This is a genomic window from Streptomyces solicavernae (genome assembly GCF_029968095.1).
Lineage (GTDB): Bacteria > Actinomycetota > Actinomycetes > Streptomycetales > Streptomycetaceae > Streptomyces > Streptomyces solicavernae.
On the sequence record NZ_JASCIR010000019.1, the window covers coordinates 34,911 to 46,965 of the forward strand.

At 72.2% G+C, this 12,055-nt stretch carries 13 protein-coding genes and 2 pseudogenes; 4 read left to right on the plus strand and 11 right to left on the minus strand.

The genetic code is table 11. From position 1 onward, the window contains the following. Nucleotides 1-183: 183 nt before the first annotated feature. Complete coding sequence (locus tag QIS99_RS21185) at nt 184-408, minus strand: hypothetical protein (RefSeq protein ID WP_282515151.1); 225 nt, start codon at nt 406-408, stop codon at nt 184-186. 213 nt (nt 409-621) lie between these two features. On the opposite strand from QIS99_RS21185, the gene upp reads away from it, so the two are divergent. Next, nucleotides 622-1,257: a uracil phosphoribosyltransferase gene (gene upp / locus QIS99_RS21190; protein WP_282515152.1), complete on the plus strand. Its 636-nt coding sequence runs from the start codon at nt 622-624 to the stop codon at nt 1,255-1,257. 63 nt (nt 1,258-1,320) lie between these two features. On the opposite strand, the gene QIS99_RS21195 is transcribed toward upp, so the two are convergent. Together QIS99_RS21195 and QIS99_RS21200 are read right to left on the minus strand one after the other, a co-directional pair. Beyond that, nucleotides 1,321-1,962: a LytR C-terminal domain-containing protein gene (locus tag QIS99_RS21195; protein WP_282515153.1), complete on the minus strand. Its 642-nt coding sequence runs from the start codon at nt 1,960-1,962 to the stop codon at nt 1,321-1,323. A 232-nt stretch (nt 1,963-2,194) separates the two neighbouring features. Then, a complete protein-coding gene (locus tag QIS99_RS21200) occupies nt 2,195-2,491 on the minus strand; it encodes a type II toxin-antitoxin system VapB family antitoxin (protein ID WP_003955420.1) in 297 nt (98 codons plus the stop codon). Between the two features lie 338 nt (nt 2,492-2,829). Between QIS99_RS21200 and QIS99_RS21205 the strand changes: the two are divergent. Then, nucleotides 2,830-3,162: pseudogene (locus QIS99_RS21205) on the plus strand (helicase HerA-like domain-containing protein); the annotation flags it as partial. A gap of 255 nt (nt 3,163-3,417) precedes the next feature. Here the strand turns inward: QIS99_RS21205 and QIS99_RS21210 are convergent. From QIS99_RS21210 to QIS99_RS21225, 4 genes and pseudogenes are all read right to left on the minus strand, one after another. Beyond that, nucleotides 3,418-4,305, minus strand: a pseudogene (locus tag QIS99_RS21210) (2-hydroxy-3-oxopropionate reductase); the annotation flags it as partial. Between the two features lie 206 nt (nt 4,306-4,511). Next, nucleotides 4,512-5,120 carry an HhH-GPD-type base excision DNA repair protein gene (locus QIS99_RS21215; RefSeq protein ID WP_282515155.1) on the minus strand — a complete coding sequence of 203 codons (609 nt, stop codon included), beginning with the start codon at nt 5,118-5,120 and terminating at the stop codon, nt 4,512-4,514. A gap of 306 nt (nt 5,121-5,426) precedes the next feature. Then, entirely contained in the window at nt 5,427-6,014 is a 588-nt protein-coding gene (locus QIS99_RS21220) for a MarR family winged helix-turn-helix transcriptional regulator (RefSeq protein WP_349017316.1), read from the minus strand. A 17-nt stretch (nt 6,015-6,031) separates the two neighbouring features. Beyond that, complete coding sequence (locus QIS99_RS21225) at nt 6,032-6,655, minus strand: TetR/AcrR family transcriptional regulator (RefSeq protein ID WP_282515156.1); 624 nt, start codon at nt 6,653-6,655, stop codon at nt 6,032-6,034. A 173-nt stretch (nt 6,656-6,828) separates the two neighbouring features. Here QIS99_RS21225 and wrbA point away from each other — a divergent pair, with 173 nt between their 5' ends. After that, entirely contained in the window at nt 6,829-7,428 is a 600-nt protein-coding gene (wrbA, locus tag QIS99_RS21230) for an NAD(P)H:quinone oxidoreductase (protein ID WP_282515157.1), read from the plus strand. 120 nt (nt 7,429-7,548) lie between these two features. Here the strand turns inward: wrbA and QIS99_RS21235 are convergent, their stop codons facing one another. Both QIS99_RS21235 and QIS99_RS21240 read right to left on the minus strand, forming a co-directional pair. Beyond that, on the minus strand, nt 7,549-9,147 hold the full coding sequence (locus QIS99_RS21235; RefSeq protein ID WP_282515158.1) for a flavin-containing monooxygenase: 1,599 nt from the start codon (nt 9,145-9,147) through the stop codon (nt 7,549-7,551). A 57-nt stretch (nt 9,148-9,204) separates the two neighbouring features. Beyond that, a complete protein-coding gene (locus QIS99_RS21240) occupies nt 9,205-10,347 on the minus strand; it encodes an EamA family transporter (protein WP_282515159.1) in 1,143 nt (380 codons plus the stop codon). A gap of 98 nt (nt 10,348-10,445) precedes the next feature. Here QIS99_RS21240 and QIS99_RS21245 point away from each other — a divergent pair, with 98 nt between their 5' ends. After that, nucleotides 10,446-11,318 carry a LysR family transcriptional regulator gene (locus QIS99_RS21245; protein ID WP_282515160.1) on the plus strand — a complete coding sequence of 291 codons (873 nt, stop codon included), beginning with the start codon at nt 10,446-10,448 and terminating at the stop codon, nt 11,316-11,318. Nucleotides 11,319-11,412: 94 nt separating this feature from the next. On the opposite strand, the gene QIS99_RS21250 is transcribed toward QIS99_RS21245, so the two are convergent. Both QIS99_RS21250 and QIS99_RS21255 read right to left on the minus strand, forming a co-directional pair. Continuing rightward, nucleotides 11,413-11,829 (minus strand): VOC family protein, encoded by a 417-nt coding sequence (locus QIS99_RS21250; RefSeq protein WP_282515161.1) that lies wholly within the window; start codon nt 11,827-11,829, stop codon nt 11,413-11,415. Between the two features lie 84 nt (nt 11,830-11,913). After that, complete coding sequence (locus tag QIS99_RS21255) at nt 11,914-12,045, minus strand: hypothetical protein (protein ID WP_282515162.1); 132 nt, start codon at nt 12,043-12,045, stop codon at nt 11,914-11,916. Nucleotides 12,046-12,055: the final 10 nt, after the last annotated feature.

A 12,055-nucleotide genomic window follows, 5' to 3' on the forward strand; every position in this document is an offset into this window, starting at 1 on the left:
CGGCCCGCTGTGTCTGCGGCGAGCCGCGCGCCGCGTTCCGAGATGCGGCCGCAGGACCACCCCGGAGCGCCGCGCACCACCGAGGACCGACGGACTCCCCGGACCACCCCGGACCGACGGACTCCCCGGACCACCCCGGACCGCACCGCATCACACCGCACCCCACGGCACCGCCGCCCCGGGCTACCAGCGGAAGGTTCGCATCCGCATCTGCTGGCGCATCCGGGCCGCGCGCGCCTTGCGGGGCTGGACCCGCGCGCGGAGCTCCTTCGCCTCGTGCAGTTCGCGTAGGAACTGGGCGCGGCGCCGCCGCCGTTCCGCGTCCGTCTCGACCTGCTCCGTCTCGACCTGCTCCGGCTCGACCTGCTCCGGCTCGACCTGCTCCGGCTCTGCCTCGCCGTCCTGCATATGGCTCCACCACCCTGCCCAGTGGGGTACCCGGGGTCGTCCGTTCCCTCCACTTTCCCTCGCGTGGCCGGTTTGATGCGACCCCGTGGGTACGGGGCGAGGGGCCGCGGGCGGCGCCTCGCCCGGCGGGCGCGGGGGCGGCGGGGCCCCGGTAGCCTGAGGGGCGGGTCGCTGCTGCGGCCGTTGTTGCAGATCAGACCCACGGAGGATCCCGTGCGCTTGCACGTCGTCGACCACCCGCTGGTGGCGCACAAACTCACCACCCTGCGCGACAGGCGCACCGACTCCCCCACCTTCCGCCGCCTCGCCGACGAGCTGGTCACGCTCCTCGCCTACGAGGCCACGCGCGACGTGCGCACCGAGCAGGTCGACATCGAGACCCCGGTCGGCCCGACCACCGGCGTGAAGCTGGCCCGCCCGCGCCCCCTCGTCGTACCGATCCTGCGCGCCGGTCTCGGCATGCTGGACGGCATGGTGCGGCTGCTGCCGACGGCCGAGGTCGGCTTCCTCGGCATGGTCCGCAACGAGGAGACGCTGGAGGCGTCGACGTACGCGACGCGCATGCCGGAGGACCTGTCGGGGCGGCAGGTGTACGTGGTGGACCCGATGCTGGCGACCGGCGGCACCCTCGTCGCGGCGATCCAGGAACTGATCAAGCGCGGCGCCGACGACGTGACGGCGGTCGTGCTGCTCGCGGCGCCCGAGGGCGTCGAGGTGATGGAGCGCGAGCTGGCGGGCACCCCGGTGACGGTCCTGACGGCCGCGGTCGACGAGCGGCTCGACGACCAGGGCTACATCGTCCCGGGCCTCGGCGACGCCGGCGACCGGATGTACGGCGCGGCGGAGTAACTCCCCGGGTTCCCGAGGGCCCGACGGCCGCCGCGGAGTAACTCCCCGGGTTCCCGAGGGGACTCAGCAGCCGCGGCCGCGCGAGGGCGTCGGGGCGGGTTCGGCCAGCTTGGTCAGGGCCTTCTCGGCGTCCTCTTTCTTCGCCAGGGCCTTGAAGGCCTTGCCGATGATGAAGTCGATCTCCTTGCCCTTGCGGCCGTCGGTCCTGCGTTCGGCGCCGGCGAGCTGGGTGCCGAGCACGGGCAGGCCGCTCTCCAGGGCGGACTTGGGGCCGAGGAGTACGGCGGAGGCGTCGACCTTCTTGTCGTACTCCTTGGGCGCGTTGGCCACGTCGCCGATCTTGAAGCCACGTTTCTTCAGTTCATCGGCGGTCCTCTTGGCGAGGCCGGTGCGGGTCGTGGCGTTGAGGACGTTGACCGTGATCTGGCCCGGCTTCGGCAGGGCCTTCAGGGACGGCGACGACTTCGGCTCCGGCTTCGGCTCCGGCTTGCAGTCGGGCCGGTCCGCCGCGACGGTGCCGCGCTTCTCGTCACCGGAGAACACGTCGACGAGCTGGACGACGCCGTAGCCGACGAGGCCGAGGGCCGCGGCCGAGGCGATCACAGCGAGCACGATCCGCCGGTGCCGATTGCGGCGCATGCGCGGGTACTTGTCCCCGGTGATGCGGTATTCGCCGCCCATTCCGGGGGGTGTGAGCATGCTCATGGGCGCAGCGTAATGCGGCGCGGGCGCAATGCCTACTAGATGATCAATCGCCTGGGTGCGCGGCAACCCGAAAGGGTCAACCCGGGAGCCTGCACGGGGGCCGACCCGTGGCGGTCACGGGCCTGTACGGGGCCTGCACGGGCCTGTATGGGGCCTGTACGGGGGGCGGCGCGGGTGGCCGCTGCGTACGAGGTGGGGCGTGACCGCGGCGGAAGGTGAATTCCGGGGCGGATCAGCCCAGTTCGAGGACGCGGGCGTGCAGGACCTGGCGCTGCTGGAGGGCGGCGCGCACGGCTCGGTGCAGCCCGTCCTCCAGGTAGAGGTCGCCCTGCCACTTCACGACGTGGGCGAAGAGGTCGCCGTAGAACGTGGAGTCCTCGGCGAGGAGGGTCTCCAGGTCGAGCTGGCCCTTGGTCGTCACCAGCTGATCGAGGCGGACCGGGCGCGGCGCGACATCCGCCCACTGCCGGGTGCTTTCCCGGCCGTGGTCGGGGTACGGCCGGCCGTTTCCGATGCGCTTGAAGATCACACGGAAAGCCTACCGGGCAAGGGGCTCCGGGCGCAGCCATGGCGACCGAGTACGAGGCTGGAATATGCCGCCGCAAAGCCGACATACCGGTGACTGTCAAGCCGGGAACAGGGGCCTGGAATGAGCGAGAGAGAGCCGCAGCAGCCCGCCCGGACACCGGACGGATCGGCCCCCGCAGGAGCCTCTGCAGGAACGCCCACAGGAACGCCCACAGGAACGCCCACAGGAACGCCCGCAGGAACGCCCACAGGAACGCCCACAGGAACGCCCGCAGGAGCCCGTGCAGGAAGGCCCGAACGAGCCCCCGCAGGAGCCCCCACCGCGGCCCCTCCCACGGGCGGACGCAGGAGCAGTCGCTCGGGCTGATCTTCCACTATGCGGACCAGAAGGGCCTGGAGCTGCACGACCTGAAGGATCTGCGGGCCGTCGTGACGTTCCTGACCTCGGACGAGGGCAGGCCGGAGCTGAAGAACATCGGCGGGCTCTCCTCGGGTACGGCCGGGGTGATCCTGCGGGCGCTCACCGCGTTCGAGGCGCAGGGCATGGCGCCGTTCTTCGGGAACCCGGAGTTCGACGTGAGCGCGTTCCTGCGTACGGCCGCGGACGGGCGGTGGCAGGTGTCGGTGCTGGACCTGCCCGCCGTACAGGACAAACCGCAGCTGTTCTCGACGTTAGAGAAGGGCGCGCCCACCCCGGTCGCCGCGACCCGGCTGCGCGCACCCGAGTCCCGGATGGGTCCGGTCGAGGCGGCGGAGCTCGTGCGCGTTCGGCCACTCCCGGTCGTCCCGCGCGGGCGGCGGCTGGTCGCCGTAAGGGGAGAGGAGACGTCGGTGGCGTGCACCTCGGTGCAAGCCACGACGTAGGCCCGCGCCTGAACGGAAGGCGTCACCACCAACGCCGCGGCGAGCAGCGCAGCCAGTACGGGTTTACGCGGACGCGTCCCCGCTGAGCCGCTGCACGCCCCTGAGCAGCACCGAGTGGTCGAGGTCGCCCCAGCCCTGGGCGCGGGCGGCGGCGATCTGCTGGGCGGCGACGGCGCCGACCGGCAGCACCGCGCCGACGCTCCGGGCGGCCTCGGTGACGATGCCCATGTCCTTGTGGTGCAGGTCGACCTTGAAGCCCGGCCGGTACTCGTGGAGCAGGAAGTTCTCCATCTTGCGGGTCAGTACGGCGGACCCGGCGAGGCCGCCGTTCAGGACCTGAAGGGCCGCCTTCAGGTCGACGCCGGACTTCTCCAGGAACGTGATCGCCTCGGCGCAGGCCTCCAGGTTCACGGCGACGATCAGCTGGTTGGCGGCCTTCACGGTCTGGCCGGCGCCGTGCGGACCGCAGTGCACGATCGTCGTACCCATGGCTTCGAGGACCGGCCGGGCCGCGTCGAAGTCGGCCTTGTCGCCGCCGACCATGATCGACAGGACGCCCTCGACGGCCCCCGCCTCACCGCCGGAGACCGGGGCGTCGAGGACGCGGACGCCGTGGTCGCGGGCGTTCTCGGCCAGGTCGACGGAGGTCTGCGGGGTGATCGAGGAGTGGTCGATCAGAAGGGTGCCGGGACGGGCGTACTCCAGGATGCCGCCGGGCCCGTACACCACCGCCTCGACCTCGGGGGAGGCCGGGACCATCGTGATCACGACCTCGGCGCCGCGCACCGCGTCGGCGATGGTGGCTGCCGCCGTGCCGCCCGCCTCGACGAGCGGCGCGGTCTTCTCCGGGGTGCGGTTCCAGCCGGTGACGGTGTGTCCGGCGCGTACGAGGTTGACCGCCATCGGGCTGCCCATGATGCCGAGGCCGATGAAACCGATCTTTGCCATGCCTGTCTGCCTCTGCTTCCCGTACGTTTCCGTATCGACGCGGTGGTCCGTTGGACGCGCGGTGGTCCGTTAGCCGCGGTGGTCCGCTGGACGCGCGGTGGTCCGTTTAGACGCGTGGTTCGTTGGACGCGGTGGTTCCGTTATGCGGAATCTATTTTCCGCTGGTCGAAATTCTCTGTCAAGAAATCCGGGCCCGGCGGCCGTCCGGGCTACTTCTTCTTGGCCGCGGCCTTCAGCTCCTGCTTGTACGCGCGTACCTTCGCGAGGGTCTCCGGGCCCGTGATGTCGGCCGCCGAGCGGAACGCGCCCTGCTCGCCGTAGACGCCGGCCGCCTCGCGCCAGCCCTTGGGGGTGACGCCGTACTGCTTGCCGAGGAGGGCGAGGAAGATCTGCGCCTTCTGGTCCCCGTACCCGGGCAGGGCCTTGAGGCGGGCGAGGAGTTCCGCCCCGCTGCTCGCGTCGCGCCAGATGGCCTCGGCCTCGCCGCCGTACTCGTCGACGAGGTACTGGCAGAGCTTCTGCACCCGGCCCGCCATCGAGCCGGGGTAGCGGTGCACGGCGGGCTTCTCCTTCATCAGCTCGGCGAACTGCTCCGGGTCACGCGCCGCGATGTCGTGCGCGTCCAGGTCGTCCGTGTGCAGCCGCTCCGCGATGACGTACGGGCCGGAGAACGCCTTCTCCATCGGGACCTGCTGGTCGAGCAGCATGCCCACGAGGGCGGCCAGCGGACTGCGCCCGAGCAGCGCGTCGGCCTGCGGTTCCTGGGCCAGGTGGATGTCGGCCGGCTTCGGTGCGTCGGTCATGCCTGCGTTGGTCATGCCTCGATGATCGCGCAGGGCGGCCCGGGCGTCGTCCGGTACGTGCCCGCGCGTGGCGTCGTCCGGTACGCGCCCGTGCGTGGCGTCGTCCGGTACGTGCCCGCGCGTGGCGTCGTCCGGTACGCGCCCGTGCGTGGCGTCGTCCGGTACGTGCCCGTGCGTGCCGCGGCGGCCTCTGCCTGCGCCGCGCGCTCCGCGGACGCGTCGTCGAGCGGGGCGCGGGGGAGCGGGAACCGGTGGCCTGTTCGACGCAGCGGGGCCGAGGCCCGCGAACTCGGTGGGCACCCCAGGGGCAGGCGGGGCTCCTCAGTGGTGCCAGGCCTTGCCGCCCGCGTTGTGGATCATCCGCTGCAACACCTTCATCGTCGTGAGGAAGTCCGCGTCGGGCACGCCCTCGTGGATGCGCGCGAGGGACTTCCGCTGGCGGGCCGTGGCCCGTTCGAGCAGGTCGCGGCCGGTGTCGGTCAGGGAGATCGACTCCTCGCCCGCGAGGAGCCCGCGGTCGATCAGCTCATCCGTGTGCGGCTGCAGCGCGTCGCCCACGTCGAGGTAGCCGCGCAGAATCGTGAACACCTCGTCGCGCGGCCGGGCCCCGTCCCGTACCTGGTTGATCACCCACCACTGCGGCTGAGTGAGGCCGACCTCCGTGAGACCCGCGCGGATGTAGTCGACGACGGCCTTGTTGGCGGCCCAACTCCAGTACCCGATCGGCTGGTTGAGCAGCCCGGCGTCGTCGTGGGTGTAGTGGAACTCCTGGTTCTTGTCTTTGTCTTTGTCTTTGTCCTTGTCCGGCGCTCCGGTGCCGTGACTCTGGTCCTGGTCCTGGTCCTGGTCCTTGCCCCGGCCCTGGCTCTGGCTCTGGTCCTGGTTCCGGTCGTGCTGTGTCGTCGTCATGCGGTGAACGTAGAACCTCAATCGAACTTGAGGTCAAGGGCGAGGAGTTGGTCGATCGCGTCCTTGATCCGCCGCGCGGAGTAGCCGCGTTCGGCGCGCAGGTGGTGCAGCAGGCTCGGTGCCATCGGAGCGAGCAGCAGATGGGCGAGCACGGGCGCGTCCGCCTCCGGCCGGGCCTGTCCGACGAGCATTGCGACGTGTGTGTGCACGGTCGCGTACGGATCGCTGCGGTAGCGGGCGCCCGGGTCGGCGGCCTCCGCGGCCAGGCTCACGGCCTGCTGGTCCTCGATGTGGTCGGCGAGCGCGTGCAGGAAGGCGCGCAGCCGTTCGGCGGGCGGGGCGTCCGGGCCGAGCGGGGGCGGGCCGCTGAGGAAGGCCTCCTGGAGCCGCTCCTCGCGGTCGTTGAGGAGGGCGATGAGCAGCTGGGCGACGGTGCCGAAGCGGCGGTAGACCGTGCCCACGCCGATCCCGCTGGCCTGTGCGACCGCGTTCATCGTGACCGCCTCCGCGCCGCGCTCCGCGACCAGCCGGGCTGCGGCGTCCAGGATCTTGCGCCGGTTCCGGGCCGCGTCCGCGCGCTCGGGCGGCGGCTGGTTCAGGAGGGGGAGGGCGCGGCGCGGCTGGTCGGGGGTGGGGCTCATGGCCCGAGCGTACGCGCGGTGGGGTGCGGCGGAAAGTTATCCGGTTCCGCCTTCGTAACCCCTTGCAAAGCGGATAGGAATCCGGTTCACTTGGGTCTCACGCAGGAAGCGGATAGCAGTCCGTTTCTCTTGAGGGGGCCTCGTTCAGGGGCTGCGAGCGAAAGGGATCCACCATGAGCGCCAAGATCGCCGTCATCTACTACTCCGCCACCGGTACGGTGCACCAGCTCGCCCAGGCCCTGGCCCAGGGCGCGGAGAAGGCGGGTGCCGAGGTCCGGCTGCGCCGCGCGGCAGAGCTCGCCCCGGACGCGGCGATCGACGCCAACCCCGCCTGGCGCGAGCACGTCGACGCCACCGAGGACCAAGTCGAGGTGGCCACCCTCGACGACCTGACCTGGGCGGACGGATACGCCTTCGGCTCCCCGACGCGGTACGGCAACGTCGCGTCCCAGCTCAAGCAGTTCATCGACTCGACCGGCGGCCTGTGGGCGCAGGGCACCTTCCAGGACAAGCCGTTCACCGGCTTCAGCAGCGCGCACAACGTGCACGGCGGCAACGAGTCCACGCTCCTCGCGCTCTACAACACGGCGCACCACTGGGGCTCGCTGATCGTCTCGCCCGGCTTCACGGACGCCTCGGTGTACGCGGCCGGCGGCAACCCCTACGGCACGGTGCACCCCGGCGGCGCCGGCCCGGTGTCCGACGCCGCCCTGGAAGCCGCCCGCTACCAGGGTGAACGCCTCGCCCGGCTCACGGCGAAGGTGGCGGCTTAAGAGCGCGCAGGGACCGGGCCCCGCGCGTCACCCGCCGTACCCGCGCCATGCGCGTCGCCTGCGCCATGCGCGTCACCCGCGCCATGCGCGTCACCTGTGCCATGCGCGTGCGACGTGGCGTCACCCGCGCTCGAACCGGACGCCCCGGTCCGCCACCGGCCTGTGCCGCAGCAGCCGTACGTCCCGCGGGTAGTTCTGGTTGAGCCGCCACGGCGCCGTCGCCCCCTGCTTCGGCAGCGCGTCGATGGAGCGCCGCACGTACCCCGAGGCCAGATCGATCAGCGGCCGCAACTCGCCGCCGTCATCCGGCAGCAGGGGCGTGCAGGTGCGGTAGCCGTGCCGGTCCATGTGCGCGAGCAGACGGCAGACGTACGTCGCGACGAGATCGGCCTTCAAGGTCCAGGACGCGTTGGTGTAGCCGATGGTCAGCGCGAAGTTGGGCACGCCGGACAGCATCATCCCCTTGTACGCGACCGTGTCCGCGACCTCCGTCTCCTTGCCGTCGACGATCAGCCCCATCCCGCCTATCGCCAGCAGATTCAGGCCCGTCGCCGTCACCACCACGTCGGCGTCCAGCTCCTCGCCCGAGCCGAGCCGCACCCCGGTCGGCGTGAAACCGGCGACCGCGTCCGTCACCACGGAGGCGCGGCGCCTGCGGATCGCCTTGAACAGATCCCCGTCGGGCGCGATGCACAGCCGCTGGTCCCAGGGCCCGTAACTCGGCCGGAAGTGCGTGTCCACGTCGTACCCGCTGGGCAGTTGACGGCGCGCGGCCCGGCGCAGCGCGCCCGCGACGAACCCCGGGGCACGGCGGCTGAGCTGGAAGTTGGCGACGGCGAGCAGCGCGTTCTTCCAGCGCAGCGCGCTGCCCGCGGTGCGGCGCGGCAGGATCCGGTTCAGCGGGCGCGCGAACACGTCGTTCGACGGCAGTGCGAGGACATGGCTCGGCGAGCGCTGCACCATCGTCACGTGGGCCGCCGTCCCGGCGAGCGCGGGCACGAGCGTCACCGCCGTCGCCCCGCTGCCGATCACCACGATCCGCTTCCCGGCGTGGTCCAGGCCCTCCGGCCAGTGCTGCGGGTGCACAACCTGCCCGCCGTACGAGCCGATGCCGGGGAAGTCCGGCGTGTACCCCTCGTCGTAGCGGTAGTAGCCGGCACAGGCGAAGAGGAACGTGCAGGTCAGCCGCGTGTCCGGGGTGCCGTCGGCGTGGCTCGCGGTCACCGTCCACCGGCCCTCCACCGATGACCACTCGGCCCGGGTCACGCGATGCCCGAACCGGATCGCCCGGTCCACGCCGTACGCACGCGCGGTCTCCTCGATGTACGCGCGGATCGAGGCGCCGTCGACGATGGCCCGCGCCTCAGTCCACGGCCGGAAGGAGTAGCCGAGCGTGTGCATGTCCGAGTCCGAGCGCACGCCCGGGTACCTGAACAGGTCCCAGGTCCCGCCGATCGCCTCCCGCCCCTCCAGCACGGCGAAGCTCTTGCCCGGGGCGCTGCGCCGCAGATGACAGGCCGCACCGACGCCGGAGAGCCCGGCGCCGACGATGAGGACGTCGACATGCTCGGGTTCCGGGGCGGGCGCATCGGCTGCGGGACCGGGCGCGGGCTTCGGCGCGACCTTGCCGTGTATCCGGTCGGCGTGCTGCCCGTGCTGCCCGTGCTGCCCGTGCTGCCCGTGCTGCCTGTCCTGCCCGTCCTGCGGTGGTTGCGGCATTTCGTCTCCCGGCCGGAGGGGTGGAGTGCCAGTTCACCGGGTCGGCGCGGCCGCGCGCTACCCCTGGTCGACCGAGCCCGAAGCCCCGCTCTTTGTCCGTGTACGCCGTACCGGTCCGGCCCACCGTGTGGTATCCGTACGCCGCGCCCATCCCGTACGGGCCGATCCCGTACGGGCCGATCCCGAACGCGCCGATCCCGAACGCGCCGATCCCATCCGCACCGCCCCAATGCTCGCCGTGACCACCAGCGCGATGGCCAGCCACTGCGTGACCGCCAACTCCTGCCCGAGGACGAGCAGTCCGGCCAGCGCGGCGACCGCGGGCGCGAGGCTCATCAGGACGGCGAACGTCGACGCGGGCAGTCGGCGCAGCGCGAACAGCTCCAGGGAGTACGGCAGCCCGGAGGACATCGCGGCGAGCGCGAGCCCCAGCGCCAGCGTCGACGGCACGATCAGGGCTGCGCCCGCGCTGGCCACCCCGATCGGCAGGCTGACCAGGGCCGCCACACTCATCGCGAGCGCCAGCCCGTCCGCCCGAGGGAACCTCGCCCCGGCCCGCGCGCTCATCAGGATGTACGCGGCCCACATCGCGCCGGCGCCGAGCGCGAACGCGGCACCGGTCAGGTCCATCCGGCCGAAGCCGCCCTCGCCGAGCAGGAACACCCCGGCCAGGGCGAGCGCGGCCCACAGCAGGCTGGCGAGCCGACGCGAGGTGACCACGGACAGCGCGAGCGGGCCGAGTACTTCGAGCGTCACCGCCGGGCCGAGCGGCATCCGCTCGATGGCCTGGTAGAACAGCGTGTTCATCCCGCCGAGCGCAATCCCGAAGCCGCACACCACGGCCCAGTCCGACCGGCTGTGCCCGCGCAGCCGGGGCCGGCACACGACGAGCAGCAGCACCGCCGAGAGCACCAGCCGCAGCGTGACGATCCCGAGGGCGCCGGCCCGCGGGAACAGCAGCGCGGCGACCGCCGAGCCGAACTGTGTCGACAGCGCCCCCGCCACCACCAGCCCCACCCCGACCAGCCGCTCCCGCCCGGCCACCGGCGACGTATGCCCCCCGGCCACACCCACGGATGCGGACACGGAGCCAGCGCCTGCTCCGGAGTCGGCGTCTGCTCCGGACCCGGCGCCGGAGGAGGCAAGTGTGGTGGCAGGTGCGGCAGCGGGGGTGGAGCGTGAGGCGGCGGGCGTCGTCATGCCGTCCACGCTACGGAGCGCCCCCTTCCAGGTGAAATGCACAACGACCCGTGGTTATGCTCGGCACGCATGACCGTACGAGGGGAGTCGCCAAGCCCATGGCCGTGGAACTGCGACACCTGCGCTGCTTCCTCACGATCGCCGAGGCCGGCACGATCACCCGCGCCGCTGCCCGTCTGCACATGAGCCAGCCCGCCCTCTCCCGCACCCTGCGCGCTCTCGAAGAACATCTCGGCGCCCGGCTCGTCGACCGTTCCACGCACCACCTCGAACTCACCCCGGAGGGGCGGGTGTTCCGCGACCGGGCGGCCGCGGCCGTCGCCGCCGTGGATGCCGCCCTCGACCCGGGCGCCCTGGCCCCCTGGCCGCTGCGCCTCGGCCACACCGGCCCCGCGCTCGGCGAGCACACCTCGGAGCTCCTGCGCCGCTGGGACCGACGGCACCCCGAGACGCCCCTGGAGCTGCTCCGTATCGACGACCGCACGGCCGGGCTCACCCAGGGCAGGGCCGACGTCGCCCTGCTGCGCGCCCCGCTGCTCGCCCCCGGGTTCGTCAGCGAGCCGCTGCTCACCGAGCGCCGGGTCGCCGTCGTGGCCGCCGACAGCGAGCTCGCCGGGCGCCCCGAGCTGACCCTGGCGGAGCTCGCGGACCAGCCCGTCGCGATCAACACGGTCTCCGGCATCACCAACCTCGACCTGTGGCCCGCCACCCGACGTCCCACATCGGTCGTGTCGGTGACCAACACCGACGACTGGCACGCCGCGATCGCCGCCGGCCGCGCCATCGGAGTCACCCCCGAATCCACTCCCCGTACGAACGCCCACCCCGCGGTCGTCTATCGCCCCCTCGTCGACGCCCCCGACGTCCCGGTCCTGCTCGCCTGGCGTGAACGGGGCGGCCATCCGGCGGTCCAGGACCTGGTGGCCCTGGCCCGCGAGACGGTCGCGCCCCGAACACCCGGCATCCCCTGATCACCCGGCGTCCCCTGATCACCCTGCTGCCCCCTGATCACTTCACGGTCCCCCGGCAGCCCCTCCGAAGCCCCCGCCTCGCCCCCGACCCGCCTCAGCCCTGCGGCTCGCTGATGTTGACCATCCACGGCACGCCGAACTTGTCCGTGCACATGCCGAAGACGTCACCCCACATCTGCTTGTCCAGGGGCACGGCCACGTTGCCGTCGGCGGAGAGCTTCTCCCAGTACGCGCGGAGCTCGGCGTCGTCCTCGCCGCTGAGGCTCACCGAGAAGTTGGTGCCCGCCTTGTACTCCATGCCGGGCGGGTTGTCCGCGCCCATGAGCGTGAAGCCGCTCGGGGTCTGCAGCATGCCGTGCATGATCTTGTCGCCGTCGATGCCCTCGGCCTGGCCGCCCAGCTCACCGAAGGTGTGCAGCGAGAGCGTGCCGCCGAAGACCTCTTTGTAGAACTCCATCGCCTGCCGGGCGTCGCCGTCGTAGCTGAGGTACGGATTGAGGAGCGAAGCCATGAAAACCTCCCAAATCGGGATCAAGCCAGCTGATGACCTCAGGCTAGTCGGGGCCACTGACAACGGCCTCTCGGTGCGGGCGGATCAGCCCGCCCCGAGCGCCACGGCGACCGCCCGGCCGACGTAGCCGAGGCTCACCGCGAGCCGCGCCGCCACCCCGGCCGGCCGCCGCCCACGCTCCGACCCCGGCCCGGCCCCGTACGCCTCGATCCGCACGTGGTGAGAC

Coding starts and splice junctions, on each gene's coding strand:
- QIS99_RS21185 (WP_282515151.1), bottom strand. CDS start 408: ATGCAGGACGGCGAGGCAGAGCCGGAGCAGGTCGAGCCGGAGCAGGTC.
- QIS99_RS21195 (WP_282515153.1), bottom strand. CDS start 1,962: ATGAGCATGCTCACACCCCCCGGAATGGGCGGCGAATACCGCATCACC.
- QIS99_RS21215 (WP_282515155.1), bottom strand. CDS start 5,120: ATGACCAACGCAGGCATGACCGACGCACCGAAGCCGGCCGACATCCAC.
- QIS99_RS21220 (WP_349017316.1), bottom strand. CDS start 6,014: ATGACGACGACACAGCACGACCGGAACCAGGACCAGAGCCAGAGCCAG.
- QIS99_RS21225 (WP_282515156.1), bottom strand. CDS start 6,655: ATGAGCCCCACCCCCGACCAGCCGCGCCGCGCCCTCCCCCTCCTGAAC.
- wrbA (WP_282515157.1), top strand. CDS start 6,829: ATGAGCGCCAAGATCGCCGTCATCTACTACTCCGCCACCGGTACGGTG.
- QIS99_RS21235 (WP_282515158.1), bottom strand. CDS start 9,147: ATGCCGCAACCACCGCAGGACGGGCAGGACAGGCAGCACGGGCAGCAC.
- QIS99_RS21240 (WP_282515159.1), bottom strand. CDS start 10,347: ATGACGACGCCCGCCGCCTCACGCTCCACCCCCGCTGCCGCACCTGCC.
- QIS99_RS21245 (WP_282515160.1), top strand. CDS start 10,446: ATGGCCGTGGAACTGCGACACCTGCGCTGCTTCCTCACGATCGCCGAG.
- QIS99_RS21250 (WP_282515161.1), bottom strand. CDS start 11,829: ATGGCTTCGCTCCTCAATCCGTACCTCAGCTACGACGGCGACGCCCGG.